Raw genomic sequence first — 24037 nt, forward strand, 5'->3', positions numbered from 1 at the left:
CATGACCGGCACGCCGCAGGACGTCTTCGCGCACCACTGGGACGCGCTCGTCGCCGGAGACGTGCCCGCCGTGATGGAGGACTACACCGACGACGCCGTCCTCGTCACCGCCGACGGCGTCTTCGAGGGACGGGACGCCATCGCCGGCTGGTTCTCCGCCGCTGTCGGCGCCCTGCCGGACGCCAAGTGGGCCCAGAGCTCCACCGCGTACGCCGGGGACGCCCTTCTGCTGCACTGGAACGCCATCTCGCCCCAGGGCCGGATCGACGACGGCGTCGACACCTTCGTCTTCACCGACGGGAAGATCCGGCTGCACACCGTCTCCTTCTCCGTCTCGCCTGCCTAAGCCCGAGATCACGGTCGCGCTGCACCAACGGGTGACCTGCGACGCGGCCACGTTGACGTGCCGGTTGATGGTGATCGACGTTGACCGCATGGAGCCCCACGAGGAGCAAGGCGCGCGGCCGGACGAGCCGAGGCCGGCTGGCCCGCCGAACGTCCCTCCGGGCTCCCCGCCTCCCCCGCACCACGCGCCGCCGGGCTACTGGGTCGTGCCGCCCGGCTACTCGGCGCCGATGGGCTACTACGCGGTCCCTGCGTCGATGCCCGTGGCGACGCCGATGCGGGAGGGTGCCGAGAAGGCCACGAAGCTGAGCTCCTGGGGCCTCACTCTGAGCATCGGCGGATTCGCGTTGCCCCTTCTCGCCCTCCTGTTCGCGGCGCTCGACGGCCTCTTCTGGTTCCTGGGCGTGCTCCTCGCCTGGCTCGGGCCCTTCTCGGCCCTGCTCGGGCTCGTCCTCTCGGCCATGGCCATGTCCGGGCGTCACGCTCGCCGGGGCCAGGCCGTGGCCGGCCTCGTCGTGGGGATCGTCGCCGTCGTCTTCTGGCTGTTCTTCCTGATGATCGGGTTCGCCACTCGCGTCTGACGGGGACCCTCCCCCGGGCGTTCCGGGGGGCCCGCACTGGACAGCGGACCCCGACAGCGAGAGCGTGTGCGCCACCGCCTGCGAGAGGGGACGCATGTACGCCCGGTCGACCACCGTCCACGCCGATCCGAACGCCATCGACGCCGGGATCGCCTTCCTGCGCGACAACGTCATGCCGACCCTCGACCGCACCGAAGGCTGCATGGGCCTCTCGATGCTCGCCGACCGCAAGAGCGGCCGCTGCATCGCCACGACGTCCTGGACCACCGCCGAGGCCATGCGCGCCACGACCGAGCAGCTCAAGCCCGTCCGCAACAAGTTCGCCCTCGCGCTCGGCGGGGAGCACCCCGAGGTGCAGGAGTGGGAGATCGCCGTCGTCCACCGCGACCACCCCAGCGGCGAGACCGGCGGCGCGCAGGTCACCTGGGCGCGCATCCAGCCCAACCACCTCAAGGACCTGCTCGACGCCTACCGCGTCAACCTCATGCCCAAGCTCGAGGCCCTGCCCGGCTTCTGCAGCCTCAGCATGATGGTCGACCGCCGGAACGGCCGCACCGTCAGCGTCACCTGCTTCGAGACCCGCGAGGCGCTCGACCTGGTCCGCAAGCAGGCCCGCATGATGCGCGAGCAGTTCGCCCAGGCCATGGGCGCCAAGATCCACGACGTCGCCGAGATGGACCTCGTGCTCGCCCACCTGGGGGTCCCCGAGACGGTCTGAGCCTGCCGATAGGAAACCGGGGCCACCAGAACAGCGGCCCCCGGGAACCGAGAGGACGGCATGCTCCACCCTGCTCTGCCCGCCGACCACCGACTGGCCGCCCTCCGTGCGCCGCGCCCCATCTCCACCGGCAACCTGCTCGCCGACTGCGAGCGCTGGTGCCGCGACCACCTCCCGCCGCGGACCATCCCCCGGCAGGCCGAGGTGATCCCCATGGACCTCACCCGCCGGCGCTGACCGCCCGGGCCCTCGGGCCCTGGCAACCCCGCAGCGGGGACGCCGACGCTGGTCGGGTCACCGGCCCGGGAGGCGATCGGCGTGGACGACGCGACGCTGCCCACGGGCACGGTGACCTTCCTCTTCACCGACATCGCCGGCTCCACCCGGCTGGTGCGGGCCGACCGCGCGGCCTATACGCGAGCGCTGGACGAGCACCGACGCCTGCTGCGCGCCGTCCTCGCCCGGCACGGCGGTCGAGTGGTCGACACCCAGGGCGACGCCTTCTTCGTGGCCTTTCCGACCGCCGCACAGGCGGTGGCCGCCGCGGCCGACGCCCAACGGGCCCTCAGCACAGGCACCATCGCCGTGCGGATGGGCCTGCACACCGGCGAGGCCACCCTCGGCGAGGGCGGCTACGTCGGCCTCGACGTGCACCGCGCCGCCCGCATCGCCGCCGCCGCCTCGGGCGGCCAGATCCTGCTCTCGGGCACCACCGCGGCCCTCGTCGACGAGCAGCTGCCCGCCGGCACCGCGCTGCGCTCCCTCGGCACCCCCGGCTCAAGGACTTCCCGCAGCCCGCGCCCCTCTTCCAGCTCGACGTCGACGGGCTGCCCACGCAGTTCCCGCCGCCGCGCGCCCCACGCGAGCAGCACCTCCCGATCCCGCCCGGCGAGCTCATGGGCCGCGAGGACGACCTCGCCGCGCTCACCGAGCTGCTGCGCGACCCGCGCACCCGGCTGGTCACCGTCACCGGGGCCGGCGGCGTCGGCAAGACCCGCCTCGCCCTCGAGGCGGCCCACGCCGTCGCCGGCGACTTCCCCGGCGGCGCCGTCTGGGTGCCGCTCAGCGCCGTCACCGACCCCGCGCTGGTGCTGCCCACCGTCGCCGACGCCGTCGGCGCCCGCCGGGAGCGCGGCGCCGACGCCGTCACCGCCATCGGGACGGCGCTCGGCGACGACCGGACGCTGCTGCTCCTGGACAACGTCGAGCAGGTCGCCGACGCGGCCACCGACCTGGCCGCGCTGCTCGACGCCGTCCCCACCGCCGTCGCCCTGGTCACCAGCCGCCAGCTGCTGCGGCTGCGGTCGGAGAGGCAGTACCCCCTCGGCACCCTCCCCCGGGCGCCGGCCAAGCGGCTGTTCCTGGAGCGCGCCGGCGCCGTCCGCCCCGGTTTCACCTTCGACTCGCTGAGCATCGACGCGGTGGGCGAGATCTGCCGCCGTCTCGACGGCCTGCCGCTGGCCATCGAGCTGGCCGCCGCCCGGGTCCGGCTGATGCCGCCCGCCGCGCTGCTCGACCGCCTCGTCCGGCAGCTCGACTTCCTCTCCGGCGGGCCGGTCGACCTGCCCGGCCGGCAGCGCACGCTGCGCGCCACAATGGACTGGAGCTACGACCTGCTCGACCCCGCCGACCAGGCGGTCTTCGCCCAGCTCGCCGTCTTCTCCGGCGGCTGGACGCTCGACGCCGCGGAGGCCGTCTGCAGCGCCACCGACGTCGTCGACTGCCTCTCGGCCCTCCTCGACGCCAGCCTGATCGTCCGCTCGGGCGAGGAGCGCCTGGACATGCTCGAGACGGTGCGCGCCTACGCCGCCGAGAAGCTGGCCGCCTCCCCCGCCCGCGCCGACACCGAGCGCCGCCACACCGGGTGGATGGTCGACCTGGTCGAGGCCCTGGTGCGGGCGACCGGGCACGAGCACCGGACGCGCGCCGACCGGCTGGACGCCGAGCTGGCCAACCTGCGCGCGGTGCTGCAGAGGGCCATCGACGCCGGCGACGTCGCCACCGCCGCCCTGCTGCTGCGCGACACCCTGTCGTACCGGACCCGCCGCGACGACGAGCAGGAGGCGAAGGGCTGGCTCGACCGGGCGCTGGCCCTGGCCGACGACGCACCCCCCGACGTGCGGGGCCGCCTGCTCGTGCTGCGCGCGCTCGTCGGCGGCCTCTTCGGTGACCTCGACTCGGTCCAGGCGCTGCTCACCGAGGGACGCGCGCTCCTCCCCGACGACGCCGACCACGCCTACGACCACGCCGCGGCCGCGGTCGCCGCCATCTACTCCGCCGTCGCCGAGAACGCGTGGGCGGACGCGGAGCGCTTCATCGAGGATGCGCTCGCGCGCTACACCGCGCTGCACCACGAGGTGGGCCAGGCGCACATGGAGATCGCCAGCGGCGACGTGGCGCTGCTGAGTTCCAACCTCGAGGCCGCCCAGCGGCACTACGCCACGGCCGCTGAACTCGGCGACAGCATCGGGGACGACGCCCTGGTCGGCCAGGCCAGCAACCTCCGCGGCCTCACGCTCGCCGCCCGCGGGGACGTCGACGCCGCTCGAGGCTCGATCCTCGACGGCGTGACGGCGTGCCGGCGCGCCGGTCAGCGGGCGAGCACGGCGCACTCGCTCGAAGGGTTGGCGGCACTGGCCCTGGCCGACGGCCACCCGGACGTGGCGGCCCGAGCCCTGGGCGCGGCGGCCGCGGTGCGCGAGGTCATCGGGTCACCGCTCTCCCCCGCCCTTCCCCTGCTCCTCGACGACCTGGCCGCCCGGGCACGGGACCAGCTGGGCGAGGACACGTACCGGGCGGCTGCGGCGGAGGGCGCGTCGTGGTCGCTGCAGGACGCCCTCGCCCGGACGCTCGATGCGGTCGCCCCGGCCTCGTGACAGGCCCACCGTCAGCGGCTCAGTCGCCCCGGTCGACGAACTCGGCACCGCCGTCCTCCGGGCCGAGGCCTGGCGCATCGACCACGACGCGGAAGCCGCCGTCCCTCCGGGCCTCGAACGACGGCAGGACCGCCTCCAACAGGCTGCCGACGTCCGCGGCCATGACGAGCACCTGCGCCGATGCGCGCAGGCTGCCGGCGAGGTGGCTCGCCGCCCGCTCGGTCATCTCGCGCCCCTCGCCGTCGTCCGGAACGGTGGCGAGCGCGAAGCTGAACGCCTCCGCCTTGACCGTCGTCGGGTCGAGCTCGCCCTCGACCGTCACAGTGATGCGGACCGGCTGACGCGAACCCATGCGGCCCATCGTGGGCGCAGCCGCCGACAGAACGGCGGCTCAACCCGCCACCAGACACCGGTACCGGCCGGTCCCGTCCGTATTGACGTCACTGCCCGCGGTTGGTACGACACATCCGGTGGAGCACGGCGTGGTGCTCGGCCACACGGGGGTCCTGCGCTCAACCGAGGGGGACCACATGCGCAGATTGATCGTCCTGTTCGCCGCGTTGCTGGGGCTGATGGCGGTCGCCGGCCCCGCGCAGGCCGTCACCAACGGCGTCCCGGACGGCGACAACCATCCGTACGAAGGGCTGCTGCTCTTCACCGACGGGACCAGCTACTGGCGCTGCACCGGGTCGCTGCTGAGCCCCACGGTCGTGCTGACCGCCGGGCACTGCACCGACGGCGCCACGCAGGTATGGGTCACGTTCGAGACCCACGTCGACCGCGGCACGCTGCCCATCGCCGACTTCCTGGCGACCGGGCCGTTCACCACCGGCACGGCGTACACCCACCCGCAGTTCTGCGTCGAGTGCGGTCCCGGGCTCACCCGGTTCGCCGACTACGACATCGGCGTCGTCGTGCTGGACGAAGCGGCGGACGTGACCGAGTTCGCGGAGCTGCCCGAGGCCGGCTTCGTCGACACGCTCGGCATGGGGACGCCCGTGGACATCGTCGGTTACGGGGTGCAGGAGCGCGTCGTCGGCGGTGGCCCGCCGCAGTGGGTCGGCACGTTCACCCGCTACTACGCCCCCTCCCTGCTGGTGGCCAGCGAGAACAGCATCAGCGACCGGTTCATCAAGCTGACCGCCAACCCGGCACAGGGCCGGGGCGGCACCTGCTTCGGCGACTCCGGCGGGGCCGACTTCCTGGGCGGGACGAACACCGTCCTGGCGGTCAACTCCTTCGTGACCAACGGCAACTGCGCCGGCGTCACCTACTCCCAGCGGGTCGACCTGCCCGAGGTCCTGGCGTGGATCGAGGAGTTCCTCTCCGTCTGAGCACAGCGGCCGCCCGGTCCTCGGGACCGGGCGGCCGCCGTCGTGCCGACATCCCTGCTGGGGGTGGGGTGTCCGGCGGATGATCCCGGGCGGGAGCACGACGAACCGGCCACGGGCACAGGAGTCCCCATGGAGCGCGACCGCGGAGGCGTCACGGTCCTCGACCTGCCGGCGGGCAGGCGCGAGACACCCAACCTCATCGACATGATCTGGTGGCGGCACTGGGTCTACGGGCTCGTCGAGGTCGACGTGACCACACCGCGCACCTTGATCAGGGACTACGAGTCCCGGACCGACGAGCAGCTGTCCTTCACCGGCTACCTCGCCCTCTGCGTCGGGCGCGCCGTGAGCGAGGACCGGACGGTCCACGCCATGCGCAAGGGCCGGCGCCGGCTCGCGGTGCCCGACGACGTCGACGTCCTGGTCATGATCGAGCGGCAGGTGGACGGCGTCCGCGTGCCCACCGGTCACGTCGTCCGGCGGACCGACCGGCGGCCCTACCTTGAGATCAGCCGCGAGATCCGCGAGGTGCAAGACCGGCCCGCCTCCGACGCCAAGGGCATGCCCCCGCTCCTCCACCGGCTGATGCTGCTGCCCGGCCCCGTCGCCAAGCTGTTCGCGGCCCTGCTGCGGTTCTCCGCGCGCCGCGCTCCCGAGCGGCTGGCCGGCATGGGCGGCACCGTGGGCCTCTCGGCCGTCGGCATGTTCGGCCGGCACAGCGGGTGGGCGCTCGCCCCGAACGGCCACACCCTCGACCTGCTGGTGGGCGGGCTCGTCCGCAAGCCGGTGGTCGTCGGGGACCGGGTCGAGCCGCGCGACGTCCTCAACCTCACCATCGCCTTCGACCACGACGTGGTGGACGGGGCACCGGCCGCGCGCTTCGTCGAGCGGCTCCTCGCCCACATCGAGAGCGGTACCGGCCTGCCGGTCGCTCCCCAGACCGCGGTGTCGTCCGCCGACGCAGGACGCCAGGCCACGAGCGCCGACGCCGGCTGAGTTCCCTCAACGAGCGCGCGAGTAGAACAGGACGGCGTTCCCGCCCGGGAAGGTCCGCACGTCGTCGAGGTCGAACCGGGTGGGCGCGAACCGCGGCCCGAAGGCGGTGCGGCCCGTCCCGGCGACGACCGGGTAGCTCTTGACCACCAGGCGGTCGATCTCGTCGAGGAGCTGGCCGGCCAGCTGTCCCCCGCCGGCGAGGTAGACGTCCAGCCCCGTCTCCTGCCGCTTGAGCGCGCGCACCGCCGCGACCGGGTCGTCGCGGATGACGGTCACCTGCGGGTCCGGGGACTCCAGTGTGCGGGACACCACCACCTGGCGCAGGTGGGCGTAGGGGCTGGTGATGCCGGCCTGCAGGGCGGGGTCGTAGGTGCGCCGGCCCATGACGATGGTGTCGAAGCGCCGGTTAGGCGCCGCGTCGATCCCCAGCGCCCGGCGGATGTGCGTGGGCAGCGCGTCGCCGAACTCGGTGGCCATCCACTCCTCGTACGGCTCGGAGATCGGGTAGAAGTCGATCTGGTCGTCGGGCCCGGCGATGAAGCCGTCGATGGTCACGCCGACGTAGTAGACGAGGTCGCGCACACCGCCTTTCCTACTCCGACCGCGCAGGAACGGTTGCACGGCTGAGGCCCGGAATCAGGTCGATCCCGGGCCTCAGCGGTTCAAAGGTCAGACGCTCTCGGGCACCCGCTCGGTGGGCCGGCGGCGCACCGGGCGCAGCGCCCGCGATGCGGTGTTGCGGGCCAGCTCGAAGATCGGGCCGGTGTCCCACGGCTTGCGACCCGTGTCGTCGTCGGCGGCCGGCGAAGGCTGCGGAATCTCCGGAGACGCCCCGACAACCGCCCGCTCGGCGGCCGCGGCCAGCCGGGCCCGGCGGCGCTCCAGCACCGCCTCCTTCTGCCGGTCGACGCGCTCCTTCTCGGCCAGCACGAGCAGCTCCTGCTGCGCCTCCTCGACCTCGCGGCGCGCCGCCTGCTGCAGCTCCTCCACCGACAGGTCGCCGTCGTCCCGCAGCTCGGCCAGCCGGTCGTACGTCGTCTTCGGGCCGAAGTTGAGCAGCATCTTCATCAGCACCGGCAGCAGCTCGATGCAGATGAACAGCAGCGCCAGCATCCAGTGCGCGGCGGCCATCGTGGCGTTCGAGTCGGTCAGCCGCGACAGCGCCTCGAGCCGGATGAGCATGCCGGTGTTGTCGGAGTTGGTGGCGTCGAACGCCGCCTGCAGCTCCGCCTGGTCCTCGGTCAGCCGGGCGAGCTCGGCCTGGTCGGTCTCCAGGTCGGCGGCGGCCTGCTGCATCGCCCGCTGGGCACCGCCCGACACCGCGTCGATCGCCGCGTCGAGTTCCGCGCGGGCCGAGGCGACGACGCCGGCCTGCGCGTCGGCGGCCGCGCGGGCCTGCACGTAGGCCTCGCCGGTGCCGGCGTCGCCGGTGCCGCAGGTGCCGTCGAGCTCGCACTGCGCCTTGGCCGACAGCTCCCGCTGCGTCGCCAGCGCCTGGTCGTACGCCGTCTGCGCCGTCGCCACCTCACCCTGCAGCAGCGCGAGGTCGGGGTCGGCCTGCCCGCCGGAGGCCACGACCGCCTGCTCGGCCGCCACCCGCTCGCGCAGCTCGGGCAGCCCGACGAAGCGGGCGTCGGCGTCGAGCGACCGCTTGTACTCGTCGGACTTCTCGGCCTGCAGCGCGACGATCTCGGTGTCGATCTCCTTGTGGAAGATCTGCAGCGTCAGCGGCGTCGAGATCACGATGCCCAGCACCAGCGCCAGGCCGACCCGCGGCACCGCCATGAGCACGTTGCGCTTCAGCGAGCCGTCGTGCGCCATCCCGACCAGCAGCATCCGGTCGAGATTCACGATCACGAAGCCCCAGCCGATGCCCACCAGCAGCGCGACCGCCCACCAGGCGCCGAGCGCCATGTGCACCGCGAAGGCTGCGGAGAGGACGGCGAGGCCGCCCGTCGACAGCAGCACACCGCCGAGCGCGACGAACTTCGCGCGGGCGCCGGGCGCCGACTCGAGGATGTCCGGTCGCGCACCCGCCAGCGTCGCCAGCCAGTTGCCGATCCGTCCACGCCGTCTGGCCATCCCTTAGCCCCCTCCTCAGGCGGCGGGATCGAGGAGCATCCGCCACCTTCTCTCCCCTATCGGCGGGCTCGGCGGCCAACGGCACGGTCCGGCGTGTGAGGAGGTTGACCCGGGGCCTCCGTGCGCGGACCGTTCCGTCACATGCAGACCCGGTTCACCGAGCTGGTCGGCTGCACCGTCCCGATCCAGCAGGCCCCGATGGGCGAGATCGCCGCACCCCCGCTCGTCGCGGCGGTCGCCGACGCCGGCGGCGTCGGCACCCTGTCCGCCCTCAACGTCCCGCCGTCGCTCCTCTTCGAGCGCGTCGACGGGCTGCTCGAGCGCACCCGCGGCGTCCTGGCGGTCAACTTCGCCGGTCAGGACGTCGACCCGGGCGTCGTCGCCGACGCGGCCGCCCGCGTGAGGCTGATCGACTGCTTCTGGTTCGACCCCTCCCCCGCGCTCGTCGAGCGCGCCCACGCCGCCGGCGCCCTGGTCAACTGGCAGGTCGGCTCGGTCGACGAGGCCCGCGCCGCCGTCGACGCCGGCTGCGACCTGGTCACGGTGCAGGGCTACGAGGCCGGCGGACACATCCGCGGCTACGACGCCCTGTTCCCCCTCCTGCAGGAAGTCCTCGACGTCGTCGCCGTCCCCGTGCTCGCCGCCGGCGGCATCAGCGACGCCGGCACCTTCGCCGAGGTGATCCGCGCCGGGGCGGACGGCGCCCGGATGGGCACCCGCTTCATCGCGACGGCGGAGTCGGGCGCGCACCCGCTCTACAAGCAGGCCCTCGTCGACGCCGGGGACGACGCCACGACCATCACCGACGCCTTCGCCGTCTGCCCGCTGTGCGCCACCAGCCCCCGCGCCCGGGTGCTGCGGTCGGCGGTGGAGCGCGTCGCCGGGGCGGCGGACGTCGTCGGCACCGCGACCATGGGCGGCCAGCAGGTGCCCGTCCCCCGCCACGCCGGCCTGCCGCCCTTCGCCGGCGTGGACGGCGACGTCGCGGCCATGGCCCTCTACGCCGGCAGCGGGGTGGGGGCGATCAGCGACATCCTTCCCGCAGCGGACGTGATCGCCGAGTTCGTGGCGGCGGTGCGGCCGACGGCCCGGGCCTGAGGGCCATCGGGCTCTGTCCCGCCCTCCCGGCGCGCCGCGACCCTGAAGTGACCACCTACGCCGGGAGGTCGTCGATGTACCTCACCCAGGGCCTGCACCGCTCCGTGCAGCAGCAGCCCGATGCCGTCTGCACCGTCTACTCCGGCCGCACCCGCACGTACGCCGAATCGGTCGACCGGATCGCCCGCCTCGCCGCCGGCCTCCGCTCGCTGGGCCTGGTGGAGGGCGACCGCGCCGCCATCCTGTCGCTGAACTCCGACCGCTTCCACGAGTTCCTCGGCGCCACGCTGTGGGCCGGCGGTGTCCTCGTCCCCGTCAACATCCGCTGGAGCGTCCCCGAGATCGCCGACTCACTCGTCGAGGTCGACGCCCGCATCCTCGTCGTGGACGACTTCTTCGCCGGGTACGTGGACGCCCTCCGGCTGGTGCACCCGCGCCTGCAGCACGTGATCCACGCCGGCGACGGCGCTCTTCCGGACGGCGCTCTGTCGTTCGAGGAGCTCGTCGCCGGCTCCGAGCCGATGGAGGACGTCCGCCGCGGCGGCGCGGAGCTCGCCGGCATCTTCTACACCGGCGGCACCACCGGCCGGTCCAAGGGCGTGATGCTCAGCCACGCCAACCTGCTCACCTCGTCGTTCGGCGGGCTCGCCGTCGAGCACTACGGCAAGGACGGCGTCGGTCTCTTCGCCGCGCCGATGTTCCACCTCGCCGCCTTCAGCGTCTGGGTCGGTGGGGTGGTGATCGGCAGCACGCAGGTGATCGTCCCGTTCTTCGAGCCGGGCGCCGTCCTCAGCGCGATCCAGGAGCACCGGGTGACCGACGTGCTGCTCGTGCCCACGATGATCCAGATGGTCGTCGACTCCCCGCAGGCCGACGACTTCGACGCCACCAGCGTCCGCCGGGTGCTGTACGGCGCCTCGCCCATGTCCGACGCGCTGCTCGGCCGGGCGACCAAGGCGTGGCCGAACGCGCGTTTCCTGCAGGCCTACGGCATGACCGAGCTCGCCCCGCTCGCCACCGTCCTCACCCCTGACGACCACGAGGACCCGCGGCACCGGCGCTCGGTGGGCCGCGCCGCCCCGAACAGCGAGGTGCGGATCGTCGGGCCGGACGACGCCGAGCTGCCCCGCGGCGAGGTCGGCGAGATCGTCGTCCGCGGCGGCAACGTGATGCTGGGCTACTGGAACCGGCCGGAGGAGACCGCGACCGCGCTGCGCGGTGGGTGGATGCACACCGGCGACGGCGGCCGGATGGACGACGACGGCTACGTGTACCTCACCGACCGGCTCAAGGACATGATCATCTCCGGCGGGGAGAACGTGTACTCGGTGGAGGTCGAGAACGTCCTCGGCGAGCACCCCTCCGTGGCCACCTGCGCGGTCATCGGCGTGCCCGACGACACCTGGGGCGAGCGGGTGCACGCGGTCGTGGTGCCGACCGCCGGCGCCACCGTCACCCTCGAGGAGTTGCACGACTTCTGCGCCGAGCGGATCGCCGGGTACAAGATCCCGCGGTCCGTGGAGATCGTCGAGCAGCTCCCGCTGTCGGCCGCCGGCAAGGTGCTGAAGCGGGAACTGCGCCGTCCGCACTGGGAGGGGCAGGAGCGCGCCGTGCACTGACGGTGTCACCCGATCGGGTGACCCCTCGTCCGGAGGAGGTCCACCTCGGGCGAGGTGCATCCGACCAGGCCAGCGTGGAGATGGTGACAGCGACGACCGCACTGCGGGACGTCCACCACTACGTCGCGCGGGCGGAGCTGCGCCGCGCCCTGACGCGCAAGGTCCTCGAGGCGGAGCCCGACCAGCTGCCCGACTGGTCGAGCTTCCGCGTGATCGGCCCGTTCGAGGTCTTCGACCCGCGCGGTGCGATCCGCTTCGAGTACCGCGGCTCGGTCGGCTTCCGCGCCCTGCCGGAGCGGCTGCCCAACAAGCGCGTCCCCCGCTGAGCTACCTTCCCCGCCGATGAGCGCGGGAGCGGGTGGGTTCGCCGAGCAGCTGCGGCGGTTCCGCGAGCGTGCCGCGCTCACCCAGGAGGAGCTCGCCGAGCGCGCCGGCATCACCGCCAAGGCGATCGGCGCGCTGGAGCGCGGCGAGCGGCGCCGCCCCTACCCGCACACCGTGCGCGCGCTCGCCGACGCCCTCGGCCTCGGCGACGCCGACCGCGACGCGCTCTCCGCCGCCGCCCGGCCGACCGCGGCCACCGAGGCACCCGCCCCGACCAGAGTTCCCCTCCCCGTCGCGCCGCTCATCGGCCGCACCCGCGAGCGCGACGAGCTCACCGCGCTGCTCCGCGACGGCTACACCCGCCTCGTCACGCTCACCGGCCCCGGCGGCGTCGGCAAGACCACCCTCGCCCTCGACGTCGCCCGGGCGCACGAGAACGTCACCGTCGTCGAGCTGGCCCCCGTGCCCGACGCCCGCCTGGTCCTCCCCACGCTCGCCCGCGCCCTCGGCGTCCGCCAGCTCGCCGACCCGCTGATCGACGCCGTCGTCGCCCAGCTCGGCGACCGGGAGCACCTCGTCGTCCTCGACAACCTCGAGCACGTGCTCGACGCCGCCGGCGACGTCGCCGACCTGCTGGCCCGCGCCCCCGGCCTCACAGTGCTCGCCACCAGCCGCGCGCCGCTGCGGATCCGCGCCGAGCGCGAGTACCCGCTCACCCCCCTGCCGGTCCCCGGCAGCACTCACCCGGACGACGTCGGCCGCTCCCCCGCCGCCCAGGTCTTCCTCGACCGCGCCCGCGCCGCCGGCCGCACCATCGAGCTCGGCACGACGGCAGCCGACGTCGCCGCCATCTGCCACCGCCTCGACGGCCTGCCCCTGGCGCTGGAGCTCGCCGCCGCGCACGCCCGCTTCCTCGACCCCGCCGCCCTGCTCGCCCGCCTCGACCAGGTCGTCGCCGAGCCGCGCTCCCGCGACCTGCCCGCCCGGCAGCGCACCATCGGGGCGACCCTCGACTGGAGCCACGACCTGCTCACCTCGGCCGAGCAGATGCTGCTGCGCCGGCTGAGCGTCTTCGCCGGCGGCTTCCCCCTCGAGGCCGCCGAGCAGGTCAGCAGCGGCGCCGTCCTGCCCACTCTTGGCGGGCTCGTCGAGCAGTCGCTCGTCGTCGCCGAGCCCGGCCGCTACCGCATGCTCGAGCCGATCCGGCAGTACGCCGCCGCCAAGCTCGCCGAGGCCGGCGAGACCGGCGCCGTCGCCGACACGGCCGCCGACTTCTTCCTCGACCTCGCCGCCGACGCCCGCCCCGGCCTCAAGGGCCCCGACCAGGGCGAGTGGCTCGACCGGCTGCAGAGCGAGCACGGCAACCTCAGCGCCACCTTCGCCGCCCTGCTCGACCGGCGGCGGTTCGGCGACGCGGCGCTGCTCGGCGTCGACACCTGGATGTACTGGGCGCTGCGCGGCAACGCACTGGAGGGGCTCGGCTGGCTGACCCGCGTGCCCGACGACGTCCTCGACGACCTCGAGCGCGCCGCCCTGCACGTCGGCATCGCCGCGCTGCGCTACGCGTCCGGCGACATCCCCGGCATCGTCGAGCCGGCGGCCCTTGCCGTCGAGGAGGCCACCAAGGTCGGGCACGACGAGCTGCTCGCCGAGGCGCTCGTGCTCGGCGGATCGGCGGCCCTCTTCCTCGGCGACGTCGCCGGCGCCACCCGGCTGACCGACCAGGCCCGCGCGGTCGCGGCCACGGCCGGCAGCCGGTGGGCGCAGGCGCACGGCGCGCAGCTGGAGGCCCAGCGGCTGATCCGCACCGGCGACCCGGCCGGCGCGCCCGCCGTCCTCGACGAGGCCGAGCGGATCGCGCGCGAACTGAGCAGCCCGTTCACGCTCGCCACGGTGCTCAACGCGCAGGCCAGCCTCGCCAGGGTCAGGGGCGAGGACGACGCCGCGCTCACCCACCTCCTCGAGGTGGTCCAGCTGGCGGCGAGCATCCGCACGACGTGGAACACCGCCTACGCGCTGCCCGACCTGGGCGCGCTGGCCGCCGAGCGCGGTCAGCCCGAGCTCGCCGCGGAGCTGTTCGGCGCCGCGGCCACGGCGTCGGCCACCACCGTCGCCGTTCCCCCGGACCCCGAGCACGCGAGCCGGGTGCTCAACGACGTCCGGACGGAACTCGGCGAGGACGCCTTCCGGCGGGCCTGGGAACGCGGCCGGCAGCTCGAGCCGGCCGACGTCCCCGACCTCGCCGCGCGGATCAACCGCGCACCCGCCTGACGTACTTCTCGTACTTCCGGGCGAACACGGTCTTCAGCAGCAGCCGCACCGGCAGCGGGACGACGGCGTACATCTCCTTCGCCTCCTCCGGTGTCGCGTCCTCGAGGACGGCGCCGAAGAGGATCGGCAGGTCGGCCTTCTGCATCCTCGACATGCCGTGCTGCCCGAGCTCCGCCCACTCCTCCTGGCTCACGTGCCGCGCGGCGAGCGGCAGGATGTGCTGCTCCTCCTCGGCCAGGTGCTCGAACAGCCCGTCGGCCAGCTCGACGAGGAGCGACGCGACCTCCTCGGTCACCGCCGGACGCGCTTCGGCCTCCCAGCGGGTCAGCGCGGCCTGCAGCTCCGCGGTGCACTCCTCGACCCGGTGGTGCTGGGCCTCCATGCGCTGGATGAGCGCCTCGTCGGGCGGGCAGCGCTCGAGCAGCTTCGGCCACAGCAACTCGTCCTCGCCGGTGTGGTGCAGGTGCAGGCCGGTCAGGATGAAGCGGGCGTGCCTGGCCAGCACGGCCGCGCGGGCGGTGTCGCCCGGCCGCACCGCGCGGACGAGCGCGGGCATCAGCCCGAACTCGCGGCGGAAGGCGCGGTGCACGACGTACATGTCGTGGACGTCGGTCAGCTGGGGATCTGCGGTCTCGGTCATGGGGGGAGCGTGTCGCCGCGCCGGGGCACGGAACACCCACAGCGGGCCCACACCGACCCCCACAGTTCGGGACGCTGGGCCCTGTCGGGGCCGGACGGCGCGGCGTCACACTGCGGGCCCATGAGCACGGTCCGCCGCGAGGTCGTCGTCGCCCGCCCCCGGGCCGCCGTCTTCGAGTACCTCGCCGACCTGTCGCGGCACCACGAGTGGGAGAGGGACCTGGTCCGCACGGAGATGGTGGACGACGGCCCGATCGGCGTCGGCACCCGCGGTGTCGAGGTGCGCCGGGTGATGGGCCGCGAGATGCGCTCGCCGTTCGTGATCACCCGGCACGAGCCCCCGTTCCGGCAGGACTACCACACCACCGGGGGTCCCGTCCGCCCGGACGGCTTCCTGACGTGCGAGGAGGACGGCGAGGGCACCCGCGTGTCGTACGAGTTCACGGTGCCCGGCCCGTTCGGCCCGGTCATGGCGTGGGTGATCGGCCGTGGCATGGACCGCGACCTCGTCACGCTCAAGCAGCTGCTGGAGAAGGACGGCTGAGGCTGCAGTCGTCATCTGCTGACAGCGATCCGCGTCCGGGTCGGCAGGTGCCGTGCGGCGCGGCTCGCTCACGTGGCCGAGGTGCTCCCGCACGCTCTCTCCGTGGGCTACTTCGGCACCTTCATCTACCGCGACGGCGAGTGGCGCGAGCGCGCCGACGGCACGCCCGACCTGGTCGTCGACATCCACGACAGCGACATCGCGACCGTCGACTACCGCCCGGCACCGCCCGGGCTCGGCCGCTTCTACCTCGGCATCCAGCCGCGGGACTACTTCGCCGACCCCGACGCCAGCCGGCCGCTCGACGTCCCCGCCGAGGTCGACGGCTTCGTGAGCTGGGCGTCGCAGACGCTGGGCCGGGCGCCGCACCCCGAGGACGTGCGCGACCTGGTGGCCGAGGACGGCAACACGGTCCCGGACGACGACTTCGTCGAGGACACCGTCGCCCGCCTCATCCAGCTGCTCGGCCTGCCGCTGCCCCCGGCGCTCGAAGAGGTCACCACCTAGCGAGCCCCACCGCTTCTGCGGTGTTCCTGCTGCTTCCCCCGTGCTGCAGGACCGTGGAAGCAGCAGGAACACCGCGGAAGTGCGCGGCGCGGCCGTCCCTTCCCGCGGTGACCGACGGGTGGGCACTCGCCGCGAGGGAGGGAGAGCCATGAGCGCTGCGCCGACGCGACCGCCGCGGGTGCCGCCCGAGTGGTTCGCGCGCGCCGCCTGGCGGGTGCACCGCGCGCTCTACCGGCTCAGCGGCGGCCGCTTCCTCTGGACGCCCGCGAACAAGCGCGGCTGGGGCGCGCTGCGGCTCACCGCGGTCGGCCGGAAGTCCGGGCAGGAGCGCAGCGTCATCCTCGGCTACCTCGAGGACGGCGACGACCTCGTCCTGCTCGCCATGAACGGCTGGCAGGAGGGCCACCCGGCGTGGTGGCTCAACCTCCAGGCGCACTCGGACGCCGTCGTCCGGCTGGACGGCCAGGAGCTGCGGCCCGTGCGCGCCCGCGCCGCGGCAGGCAGCGAGCGCGAGAGGCTGTGGCAGCGCTGGCGCGCGGTCGACCCGAAGCTCGACGCCTACGCCGGCCGGCGGTCCACCGAGACCCCCGTCGTCGTCCTCGAACCCAGGACCGGCTGAGACCCTCGGACGGCGGGCAACTCCTGGACGGCCGGCCGGGCACCCGAGGACAGTGGGCGCCGCGGCGATGCCGCAGGGGCGTCGCCGCCGGCACGGAAGGAGGGGCGGCATGCACGCCCGATCCACCACGATCCGGGGCAACCCCGGCGCCACGCACGAGGGCACGGCCTACCTGCGGGACAAGGCGCTGCCGGTGCTGCAGGACCTGGACGGCTTCGTGGGGCTGTCGATGCTGGTCGAGCGGGAGACCGGCCGGTTCATCATGACCTCGGCCTGGGAGGACGAGGAGAAGATGCGGGCCAGCGCCGAGCGGGTGCACCCGATGCGCGAGCGCCTGGTCGCCCTGTTCGGCGGGGAGCCCGAGGTGCAGGAGTGGGAGATCGCCGTCCTGCACCGGGCCCACGAGACCGGGGACGGCGGGTGCGGCCGGGTCACCTGGACCGAGGGCGACCCGCGCGACCTCGACCGGATCGTCGACGCCTACAAGTCCAGCCTGATGCCCAAGCTGCAGGAGATGCCCGGCTTCTGCAGCTGCAGCCTGCTCGTCGACCGGGCGAGCGGCCGCACCGTCGGCACCGTCTCGTTCGCCGACCGCGACGCGCTGACGGCCACCCGCGAGAGCGCCGCGCGGATCCGGGAGGAGTTCACCCGCGCGATGGGCCGGACCGTCACCGACGTCGCCGAGATGGACCTCGTCCTCGCGCACCTGCGGGTGCCCGAGACGGTCTAGGAACGGCGCCGGGCCCTGCTCGTCCTCCCCCGTGGTGGACGAACAGGGCCCGAATCCCCCTGGTGCGGGTCCCCCGTCCCGCAGGAAGAACTCTGGCGGCCGCACCGCGCGATCGGCTCCACGCACCCGCAAGAGATGCGCAAGACCGCCGGAGGGGTAGGCAGGGACGGCCCGGCGGTGCCACGCTGCCCCGGTCGAGGGGGCGCCATGACCGACTACGCGCTCGCGGTCAGCGAGGCCGAGATCCGCCGCTACCGGTACATGGCCGAGCTGGCCCGGCACGACGAGGCCGAGCACTGGCGCCGCGCCGGCATCGGCCTGGGCGCCGTCGTCGCCGACGTCGGCTGCGGCCCGGCCGCCGTCGCCGTCCAGGTCGCCGAGGTGGTCGGCCCGGCCGGGCGGGTGCTCGCCGTCGAACCGGACGAGTCGGCCCGCGCCGCCGCCCGGCAGGTGATCGCCGGGTCCGGCGCCACCAACGTCGAGCTCACCCCCGGCAGCGGCACGCACAGCGGGCTGCCCGCCGGCTCGGTCGACGTCGCGATGATGCGCCACGTCCTCGCCCACAACGGCCCGGACGAGCAGCGGATCGTCGACCACCTGGCCTCGCTGGTCCGGCCGGGCGGCGCCGTCTACCTGGTCGACATCGACGGGACGGCGATGCGCGCCCTCGACCTCGACCCGGACCTGGAGGACCTCGACGCCACGTACCTCGAGTTCCACCGCCGCCGCGGCAACGACCTCATGCCCGGGCTGCGCCTGGGCAAGCTGCTGGCCCGTGCCGGGCTGGACGTCGAGCTGCACGAGGGCCGGTACACGATCATCGAGCTGCCGCCCGGCGTGCGGTCCCCGGCGTGGGCGGCGCGCGACGCGATGGTCGTCGCCGGTGTCGCGACGGCGGACGACGTCGCGCGCTGGGAGGCCGCCTTCACCCGCGAGGACGTCTCCGCCGTCCGGCCGGTCTACTTCGCGCCGGTGTTCGTCGCGATCGGGCGCCGTCCCTAGGGCGCGACCACCGAGTGCGGGAACGGGTCGTCGTCGGAGAGGATCGTCGGGCCGCGGGGACGCCGGAGGCGCGGTGTCGCCCGTGCAGGCGACAGGGTTCGGGCCCCGCTCGTCTTCCCCCGTGCAGGACGAGCGGGGCCCGTTGCTTCCCCCTGGTGCGGGTCCCCCGGCCCGCAGGAAGAACGGTGCCGGGCCGACCGCGCGCTCAGCTGCACGTCTCCGCAAGAAATCCGCAGGACCGCGCACCCCTGCGCGCGTCGCCGGCGATGACAGGGGTGAGGTGGCCGCGTCCGGCGTCCGTCAGCCGGGCCTTCCCCGTGGGCACGGCTCCGGCGCCGGCGCGGCCACCTCCCTCAGGCGAGCTTCTCCAGCACCGCGCGCTGCGCCTCGGTCAGCGCGACGGCGGAGGTCCGGCCCGCGTCGACGAGGGCGAAGGTGAACTCGACGTCGCCGGCATCGGCGCCGTCCTGCTCCAGCCGCAGCCCGGCCGTGAACGACGTCCGCCCGATGCGCCGGACGACGACGTCGACGGTGAGCTCGCCGGTGAACAGCTCGCGCCGGAAGTCCGCCGACACGTGGACCATCGCGAGGTCCCTGGGCCCGATCTCGGGGACGCAGAACTCCCGCAGCGCCAGCTGCCAAGCGTCCGAGGCCGTCTCCATCGCGAGGTAGAACGGCACGTGCCGGTCGTCGATCGTCGCGCGCCGGTGCTGCACGGGGACGACGAAGCGGGCCACGGGCCGGTCCTCTCAATTGACGCACGCGTCAGATCACTGTAGCCGCGCGCCGACCCGTTGCCCCGGCCGGGCGCGCACGGGCACACTGCGCCGCCGCCCCCGATCCCTCCTGGAGCTCCCGCATGCCCTCGTTCCGCGGCCTGGTCGCGCTGACCGCCGTCGTCGTCCTCTCCGCCTGCGGTGGCGGAGGTGCCGGAGGGCGTTCCGGCAGCCCGGGCGCGCCCGCGCCGGCCGAGGACACCCGGCCGTGGCTGGACGAGGTGACGGCCACCGTGCCGCTCGACGCCGCGGGCGCCGAGGCGGTGGGCGTCGTGCGCACCCGCGAGCGGGACGCGGTGGTGCTGCTGCGCTCGCCCGACCGGGCGCCGGCGCTGGCGCGCGTCCTCGCCGACACGACCGAACCCGACGTCGTCGAGCTGACCGCCCTCGACCCGGGCGCGCCGGTCCTGCTGCTGAACTCGGTGGTGGGCCGGGTGATCGCGGTCGGCTTCTCCGGCGGCCGGCTGGCGACCAACCCGGTGACGGCGGACGGCCAGCAGGCCACGGTCCCCCTCGCCGCCGACCTCACCCCCGCGACCGTCGCCGGCCTGCTCGCCGCGGAGTCGACCTACGGCGACACCCTGCACCTGGTGGTCACCGACCCGGCCGGCGCGTCCCGCCTCGTCTCGGCGAGCACCTACGCCGGCACGGTCCTCGCCGAGGTGCCGCTGACGCTGACCACCCCGGGGCCGGTGGTGCCGCGGTTCCTCACCGCCACCGAGGACGGCGCGACGATCACCCTCGTGGCCGAGGCCGGCGGGGTGCCGGTGCTGGCCCGCTTCGACTCGGAGCTGCAGCCGCTCGGCGAGGTGCCGCTGCCGGGCTCGTCGGTGCTCGCCGCGCACCCGGACGACGAGTCCGGCTTCCCCGGCCAGGTCCACGTCGCGGTCGCCGACGGGACCGGGGTGTCGGTCGTGCGGGTGGGCGCCGACGAGACCGCGGCCGAGGTGGTCGCGTCGCTGCCCGGCGCGCCGTCGGTCCGCACGCTGTGGGTCGACGGGTCCGACGACCACGCCTACCTGGGCGGCGCTTCCTGGGAGGCGGTCCCGCTCAGCGACGGCGAGCCGGCCACGGTCGAGCTGTGCGCCGACGGCGAGGTCACCGCCGTCGACGCCGAGTACGCCGTCGGCCGCTGCGCCGGCGTCCCGACGCTCTGGGTGCTCGGGTAGCCGAGGTCAGCCGGCCGCGTGCAGCACGCCGCGGCCGCGCTCCTTGGCGACGTACATGGCGACGTCGGCCTCGCGCAGCACGGTCTCCAGCGGCGTCCCGGGCTCGGCCATCGCCAGGCCGATGCTCGCGCTGACGTGCACGGTGCGGCGGCCGATGTCGACCTCGTCCACCAGGGCGACCGCGAGCCGCTCGCCCACCACCGCGGCGGTGGCCCGGTCCAGCCCGGGCAGGACGGCGGCGAACTCGTCGCCGCCCAGCCGCCCGACCAGCGCGTCGGGGACGTCGTCGAGGTGCGCGCGCAGCCGGTCGGCCAGGCGCACCAGCAGCTGGTCGCCGACCGCGTGCCCGCCGCGGTCGTTGACCTCCTTGAACCGGTCGACGTCGATGAACAGCACGGCGCCGCCGCAGGCCAGGGCGGTCGCGCCGGCCTCGAGCAGGTAGCGGCGGTTGGCCAGGCCGGTCAGCTGGTCCTGCTGCGCGACGCGGGTCATCGTCCGGCGCCAGCCGTCGGCCTCGGTGGCGACCGTGGTCAGCCGCTCCACGGTCTCGTGCAGCCCGATCCGGCGGTCGTCGTCGGCGTCCGGGGACAGCTCGCGGACGGCGGCGGCGAGCAGGTCGAGGACGTCGTCGAGCGGACGGCGCGTGGCCACCGCCTCGAGCACCCGGTTCTGCAGCGCGAGCAGGGCGGCGTCCCACTGGTGCGTGGCGACCTGCCGGCGCAGCGACAGCACGCTGCGGACCAGGCGCACCTGGACGAGCAGGAGGTCGAGGTCCTCGCCGGAGAACGAGCGCGGCTCGGCGTCGAACACCCCGAGCGAGCCCAGCACGTAGCCGTCCTCGTCGATGAGCGGCACCCCGAGGTAGGAGCGGATGGCGCCCGCGACGACCGCCGGGTTCTCGGCGAACACCGGGTGCACGGCCGCGTCGGACACCTCCAGCGGCGCCCCCTCGGCGACCACGTACGCGCAGAACGACAGCTCGTCGGGCACGTGCGAGTACGCCACGCCCACGCCGATCTCGGCCGGGAAGCACTGCCGGTCGGGGCCGACCAGGTTGATGATCGCGATCGGCGCCCGCAGCGCCCGGGCCATGTAGCTCACCACGGCGTCCAGGTCGGGATCGCCGGCGTGGCCCTCGAGGCGGTAGCTGTCGATCGCGGCCAGGCGGGCCGGGTCGGCGACGGCAAGGCGCGGGCTGACCACGCGCGCACCGTAGCCGCCGACGGTCACGTTGGGAACACGCTGCGGCACCGCTCACCGGGAACCGGCCGGACCCGTGCCGGAGCCGTTCCGCTCCCGGAGCCGAGGACCGTGCGGCCGTCCGGCCGCTCCCCCGGGCTCAACAGCGCCGCGGGAGCGGGGACGTCACCGCACGAGCCGGCGGTCAGGGGGTCCAGCGGGGGTCGCGGCCGGTCTGGCCGAGCAGCCGCTCGAACACCGGCGCGTCGTCCGGCACCGGGACGACGGGGCCGTACATCGAGTCGCGCACCTCCGGCGAACCGGCGGCCAGGTCGAGCGCGAACCCCAGGCACGCCTCCGCGGCGGCCGGGTCGGCGCGGTACTCCTGACCCGTGGCGGCGGCCAGGTCCCAGCCGTGCACCAGCACCTCGTTGAGCGCCACCACGCCCATCGCCGCGCCGGGCATGCGCACGCCGGCCACCTCGGTCAGGCCCTCCCAGGCGGCGGGCTCGCGCCACGCGGCGGCCAGCGCCTCGAGGCGGGCCGGCAGCTCGGTGCGCCACTCCGGCGGCAGGTCCTCCGCCGACGCCCGCGGCCCGCCGGCCAGCGGCGACTTCTCCGCGCCGTGCCGGAACGCCAGGGTCAGCCCGGCGAAGTGGTCCAGCAGGGCCGCCACCGACATGTCAGGGCAGGGCGTCGGGTCGCCGAGCTGGTCGTCCCGGACACCGGCCACGATCCGGGCCACCTCCGCGGTCTGCGGGCCGAGATCGAGCATCTGCGTCTGCATGCCCGGTAGGACCGGCCGGGCGCCCGGGACTCATCGCGGCAGCGCGGGCTCCGGCGTCCGCCGCAGCGACGCGGCCGCCGCGGCCAGGACCGAGACGTCCAGCCACTCCAGGAGGAAACGCGAGCCGTCGACCTCCACGACGGTGGCGTCGGCGGGGAGGGTGCGCTGGGTGCCGTCCATGTCGACATGTCAGCACCCGCAGGTTGCCGACATGTCGCCTCGCCGCGTCGCTCGGATGTCCTCAGGCATAGGTACCTATACCTGCGTGCTGGCGGCCAGGACGCAGGTATAGGTACCTATGCCTGAGAAGCGGACGGCGACATGATCGTCCCCGGCCGGTAACACCTGGGGAACGCCGCACCACGAAGGTCGGGCGCATGACCGCAGTCGAACGACCGCTCGCCGCGCCGGTGCGTGCCGCCGTCCTGGGCCGGGTGGCCGCCGCGCTCGCCGTCGCCTCCGCGGTCGTGCACCTGCTCCTGCTCGACGCCGGCTCCCTCGGCTCGCTGGTCATGCTCGCCATGGCGCTGGTCTGCCTGCCCTGCGCCTGGCACCTGTGGCGGCACCCCACCGCGACCACGTGGGGCCTGACCGCCGCCGTCGACGGCGCCATGCTCCTGCTGCACGCGCAGATGCTCTCCACCGTGACGCACCACGCGCACACGACCGCCGGCCCGCTCATGTGGACCGGCCTCGCCCTCGTGACCGGCCAACTCGCCCTCGCCGGCGTCGCCGCGGTGCGCCGCTGAGCACCGGAACGCCGGAAGACCGCAACGGCCCGTTCACCGAGTGAGCACCCGGTAACCGAGACGGAAGAAACCCGGCAGGACGGCGGCAACATTCGGGGCAGACAGTCCCCCGCATGGCGACGACGGTCCTCGACACCTCCCCCTCGGTAGCCGCTCCCCCGATCGCCGCCGGCGCCCCGTCGCTGCGGAACAGCACCGTCGTCCGGCTGCTGCGGTTCGCGGTCGCCAACGTCCGGCGCCGGCCCGAGCGGTTCGCCCTCGCCACCTTCGGCATCGCGCTGGCGATCCTGTCGGTGACCGTCGTCCGCACCATCTCCTCGAGCTTCGCCATGACCGGCGACGCGGCGGTCACCCAGGTGCTGGGCGGCGCCGCGCTCTGGGTGGTGCCGGCCGAGGGCGTGCACTACGACAGCGGCGCCGGCGCGATCGTCTCCGACGGCCCGCCGCCCGAGCTCGCCGTCCCCGACGGGTGGACGGCGGACCGGGTCACCGACGCCGCCGGCAACGGCTGGTGGACCCTCGACCCGCCCGCCGACGACGCGAACCGCAACGACCTCGGCGCCCTGCTCGGCGAGGCCACCGGGTACGCGAGCACCACCAACCCCGCGGTCGAGCCCGACGGCGCGCCGCTGGTCTACGACGCCGTCGGGGGCAGCGGCGCGACCACCTTCGAGCAGAAGTTCTCCGCGCTGTTCTCCGGCGAGGTCACCAGCTCCACCCTCGGCCTGATCAGCACGATCGGGCTGGTCCTGGGCTTCGTCATCGCGATCAGCTCGTTCCTCGCCGCGGTGCAGGAGCGCCGCCGCGAGTTCGGGATCATGTCGAGCATCGGCCTGGCCGACGAGGTCCTCTACTTCTTCCTCGTCGAGTCCGCGCTCGTCTTCCTCGCGGCGTACGTCATCGGCACCGGCCTGGCCGCCGGCGCCGTCTGGCTGGTCCTCCCCGAGATCGCCACCCCGGTCGCCTGGCTGCAGGCCGCCGGGACGGTCGCCGCCTACCTGCCGGCCATGGCGATCGTCGGCGCGCTCGTCCCCGTCCACCGGCTGCTGCAGCAGCGGCCGGTCCAGCTGCTCACCGACGACGCCTGAGGAG

Annotated in this window: 27 protein-coding genes and 1 pseudogene; 20 read left to right on the forward strand and 8 right to left on the reverse strand. The window is 74.5% G+C overall.

All coding sequences use genetic code 11. From position 1 onward, the window contains the following. Window position 1 precedes the first annotated feature (1 nt). The 6 genes and pseudogenes from ACI8AF_RS21745 (at window position 2) to ACI8AF_RS21770 (ending at window position 4520) form a co-directional block, all read left to right on the forward strand. Window positions 2–346 (forward strand): nuclear transport factor 2 family protein, encoded by a 345-nt coding sequence (locus ACI8AF_RS21745; protein WP_456541843.1) that lies wholly within the window; start codon window positions 2–4, stop codon window positions 344–346. Window positions 347–575: 229 nt separating this feature from the next. Continuing rightward, complete coding sequence (locus tag ACI8AF_RS21750) at window positions 576–926, forward strand: hypothetical protein (RefSeq protein WP_456541844.1); 351 nt, start codon at window positions 576–578, stop codon at window positions 924–926. Between the two features lie 94 nt (window positions 927–1020). Then, on the forward strand, window positions 1021–1644 hold the full coding sequence (locus ACI8AF_RS21755) for a hypothetical protein (RefSeq protein ID WP_456541845.1): 624 nt from the start codon (window positions 1021–1023) through the stop codon (window positions 1642–1644). Window positions 1645–1704: 60 nt separating this feature from the next. Further along, window positions 1705–1881, forward strand: coding sequence for a hypothetical protein (locus ACI8AF_RS21760; RefSeq protein ID WP_456541846.1), 177 nt, complete (start codon window positions 1705–1707; stop codon window positions 1879–1881). Between the two features lie 153 nt (window positions 1882–2034). Continuing rightward, window positions 2035–2313, forward strand: a pseudogene (locus tag ACI8AF_RS21765) (adenylate/guanylate cyclase domain-containing protein); the annotation flags it as partial. Window positions 2314–2540: 227 nt separating this feature from the next. Next, window positions 2541–4520 (forward strand): ATP-binding protein, encoded by a 1980-nt coding sequence (locus ACI8AF_RS21770; protein ID WP_456541847.1) that lies wholly within the window; start codon window positions 2541–2543, stop codon window positions 4518–4520. A 19-nt stretch (window positions 4521–4539) separates the two neighbouring features. On the opposite strand, the gene ACI8AF_RS21775 is transcribed toward ACI8AF_RS21770, so the two are convergent. After that, window positions 4540–4872, reverse strand: coding sequence for a hypothetical protein (locus tag ACI8AF_RS21775; protein ID WP_456541848.1), 333 nt, complete (start codon window positions 4870–4872; stop codon window positions 4540–4542). Window positions 4873–5050: 178 nt separating this feature from the next. On the opposite strand from ACI8AF_RS21775, the gene ACI8AF_RS21780 reads away from it, so the two are divergent. Beyond that, on the forward strand, window positions 5051–5854 hold the full coding sequence (locus tag ACI8AF_RS21780) for a S1 family peptidase (protein ID WP_456541849.1): 804 nt from the start codon (window positions 5051–5053) through the stop codon (window positions 5852–5854). Window positions 5855–5983: 129 nt separating this feature from the next. Next, a complete protein-coding gene (locus ACI8AF_RS21785; protein ID WP_456541850.1) occupies window positions 5984–6850 on the forward strand; it encodes a 2-oxo acid dehydrogenase subunit E2 in 867 nt (288 codons plus the stop codon). 6 nt (window positions 6851–6856) lie between these two features. Here ACI8AF_RS21785 and ACI8AF_RS21790 read toward each other — a convergent pair whose 3' ends face one another. Together ACI8AF_RS21790 and ACI8AF_RS21795 are read right to left on the reverse strand one after the other, a co-directional pair. Next, window positions 6857–7432, reverse strand: a complete 576-nt coding sequence (locus tag ACI8AF_RS21790; RefSeq protein ID WP_456541851.1) for a dihydrofolate reductase family protein — start codon at window positions 7430–7432, stop codon at window positions 6857–6859. A gap of 87 nt (window positions 7433–7519) precedes the next feature. Further along, on the reverse strand, window positions 7520–8932 hold the full coding sequence (locus ACI8AF_RS21795; protein WP_456541852.1) for a DUF4407 domain-containing protein: 1413 nt from the start codon (window positions 8930–8932) through the stop codon (window positions 7520–7522). A 141-nt stretch (window positions 8933–9073) separates the two neighbouring features. Here ACI8AF_RS21795 and ACI8AF_RS21800 point away from each other — a divergent pair, with 141 nt between their 5' ends. From ACI8AF_RS21800 to ACI8AF_RS21815, 4 genes are all read left to right on the forward strand, one after another. Continuing rightward, a complete protein-coding gene (locus ACI8AF_RS21800) occupies window positions 9074–10030 on the forward strand; it encodes an NAD(P)H-dependent flavin oxidoreductase (protein ID WP_456541853.1) in 957 nt (318 codons plus the stop codon). Between the two features lie 47 nt (window positions 10031–10077). Beyond that, window positions 10078–11649, forward strand: a complete 1572-nt coding sequence (locus tag ACI8AF_RS21805) for an acyl-CoA synthetase (protein ID WP_456541854.1) — start codon at window positions 10078–10080, stop codon at window positions 11647–11649. A gap of 83 nt (window positions 11650–11732) precedes the next feature. Beyond that, entirely contained in the window at window positions 11733–11975 is a 243-nt protein-coding gene (locus ACI8AF_RS21810; protein ID WP_456541855.1) for a hypothetical protein, read from the forward strand. 16 nt (window positions 11976–11991) lie between these two features. Beyond that, a complete protein-coding gene (locus ACI8AF_RS21815) occupies window positions 11992–14244 on the forward strand; it encodes an ATP-binding protein (RefSeq protein WP_456541856.1) in 2253 nt (750 codons plus the stop codon). On the opposite strand, the gene ACI8AF_RS21820 is transcribed toward ACI8AF_RS21815, so the two are convergent. Then, window positions 14225–14884, reverse strand: a complete 660-nt coding sequence (locus ACI8AF_RS21820; RefSeq protein ID WP_456541857.1) for a hemerythrin domain-containing protein — start codon at window positions 14882–14884, stop codon at window positions 14225–14227. The genes ACI8AF_RS21815 and ACI8AF_RS21820 overlap by 20 nt on opposite strands. Before the next feature lie 120 nt (window positions 14885–15004). Between ACI8AF_RS21820 and ACI8AF_RS21825 the strand changes: the two genes are divergently transcribed. The 5 genes from ACI8AF_RS21825 (at window position 15005) to ACI8AF_RS21845 (ending at window position 18285) form a co-directional block, all read left to right on the forward strand. Continuing rightward, on the forward strand, window positions 15005–15427 hold the full coding sequence (locus ACI8AF_RS21825) for an SRPBCC family protein (protein ID WP_456541858.1): 423 nt from the start codon (window positions 15005–15007) through the stop codon (window positions 15425–15427). 102 nt (window positions 15428–15529) lie between these two features. Then, entirely contained in the window at window positions 15530–15934 is a 405-nt protein-coding gene (locus tag ACI8AF_RS21830; RefSeq protein WP_456541859.1) for a hypothetical protein, read from the forward strand. Between the two features lie 148 nt (window positions 15935–16082). After that, window positions 16083–16553: a nitroreductase/quinone reductase family protein gene (locus ACI8AF_RS21835; RefSeq protein WP_456541860.1), complete on the forward strand. Its 471-nt coding sequence runs from the start codon at window positions 16083–16085 to the stop codon at window positions 16551–16553. A 109-nt stretch (window positions 16554–16662) separates the two neighbouring features. Then, the gene (locus ACI8AF_RS21840; RefSeq protein ID WP_456541861.1) at window positions 16663–17283 is read left to right on the forward strand and encodes an antibiotic biosynthesis monooxygenase; all 621 of its coding nucleotides are present in this window, start codon (window positions 16663–16665) and stop codon (window positions 17281–17283) included. Between the two features lie 207 nt (window positions 17284–17490). Continuing rightward, window positions 17491–18285, forward strand: coding sequence for a methyltransferase domain-containing protein (locus ACI8AF_RS21845; protein WP_456541862.1), 795 nt, complete (start codon window positions 17491–17493; stop codon window positions 18283–18285). A gap of 353 nt (window positions 18286–18638) precedes the next feature. Here ACI8AF_RS21845 and ACI8AF_RS21850 read toward each other — a convergent pair whose 3' ends face one another. After that, complete coding sequence (locus tag ACI8AF_RS21850) at window positions 18639–19022, reverse strand: acyl-CoA thioesterase (RefSeq protein ID WP_456541863.1); 384 nt, start codon at window positions 19020–19022, stop codon at window positions 18639–18641. Window positions 19023–19144: 122 nt separating this feature from the next. Between ACI8AF_RS21850 and ACI8AF_RS21855 the strand changes: the two genes are divergently transcribed. Then, window positions 19145–20230, forward strand: coding sequence for a hypothetical protein (locus tag ACI8AF_RS21855; RefSeq protein ID WP_456541864.1), 1086 nt, complete (start codon window positions 19145–19147; stop codon window positions 20228–20230). A gap of 6 nt (window positions 20231–20236) precedes the next feature. On the opposite strand, the gene ACI8AF_RS21860 is transcribed toward ACI8AF_RS21855, so the two are convergent. The 3 genes from ACI8AF_RS21860 to ACI8AF_RS21870 all read right to left on the reverse strand — a co-directional run bounded on the left by ACI8AF_RS21860 (window position 20237) and on the right by ACI8AF_RS21870 (window position 22376). Then, complete coding sequence (locus ACI8AF_RS21860) at window positions 20237–21433, reverse strand: diguanylate cyclase domain-containing protein (RefSeq protein WP_456541865.1); 1197 nt, start codon at window positions 21431–21433, stop codon at window positions 20237–20239. Between the two features lie 181 nt (window positions 21434–21614). Continuing rightward, entirely contained in the window at window positions 21615–22196 is a 582-nt protein-coding gene (locus ACI8AF_RS21865; protein WP_456541866.1) for a TIGR03086 family metal-binding protein, read from the reverse strand. Window positions 22197–22226: 30 nt separating this feature from the next. Then, entirely contained in the window at window positions 22227–22376 is a 150-nt protein-coding gene (locus tag ACI8AF_RS21870; RefSeq protein WP_456541867.1) for a hypothetical protein, read from the reverse strand. Window positions 22377–22573: 197 nt separating this feature from the next. Between ACI8AF_RS21870 and ACI8AF_RS21875 the strand changes: the two genes are divergently transcribed. Both ACI8AF_RS21875 and ACI8AF_RS21880 read left to right on the forward strand, forming a co-directional pair. Beyond that, a complete protein-coding gene (locus ACI8AF_RS21875; RefSeq protein ID WP_456541868.1) occupies window positions 22574–22945 on the forward strand; it encodes a hypothetical protein in 372 nt (123 codons plus the stop codon). Window positions 22946–23058: 113 nt separating this feature from the next. Next, a complete protein-coding gene (locus ACI8AF_RS21880) occupies window positions 23059–24033 on the forward strand; it encodes an ABC transporter permease (protein WP_456541869.1) in 975 nt (324 codons plus the stop codon). The last annotated feature ends 4 nt before the right edge of the window (window positions 24034–24037 follow it).

Source organism: Blastococcus sp. SYSU D00669, from assembly GCF_054050715.1.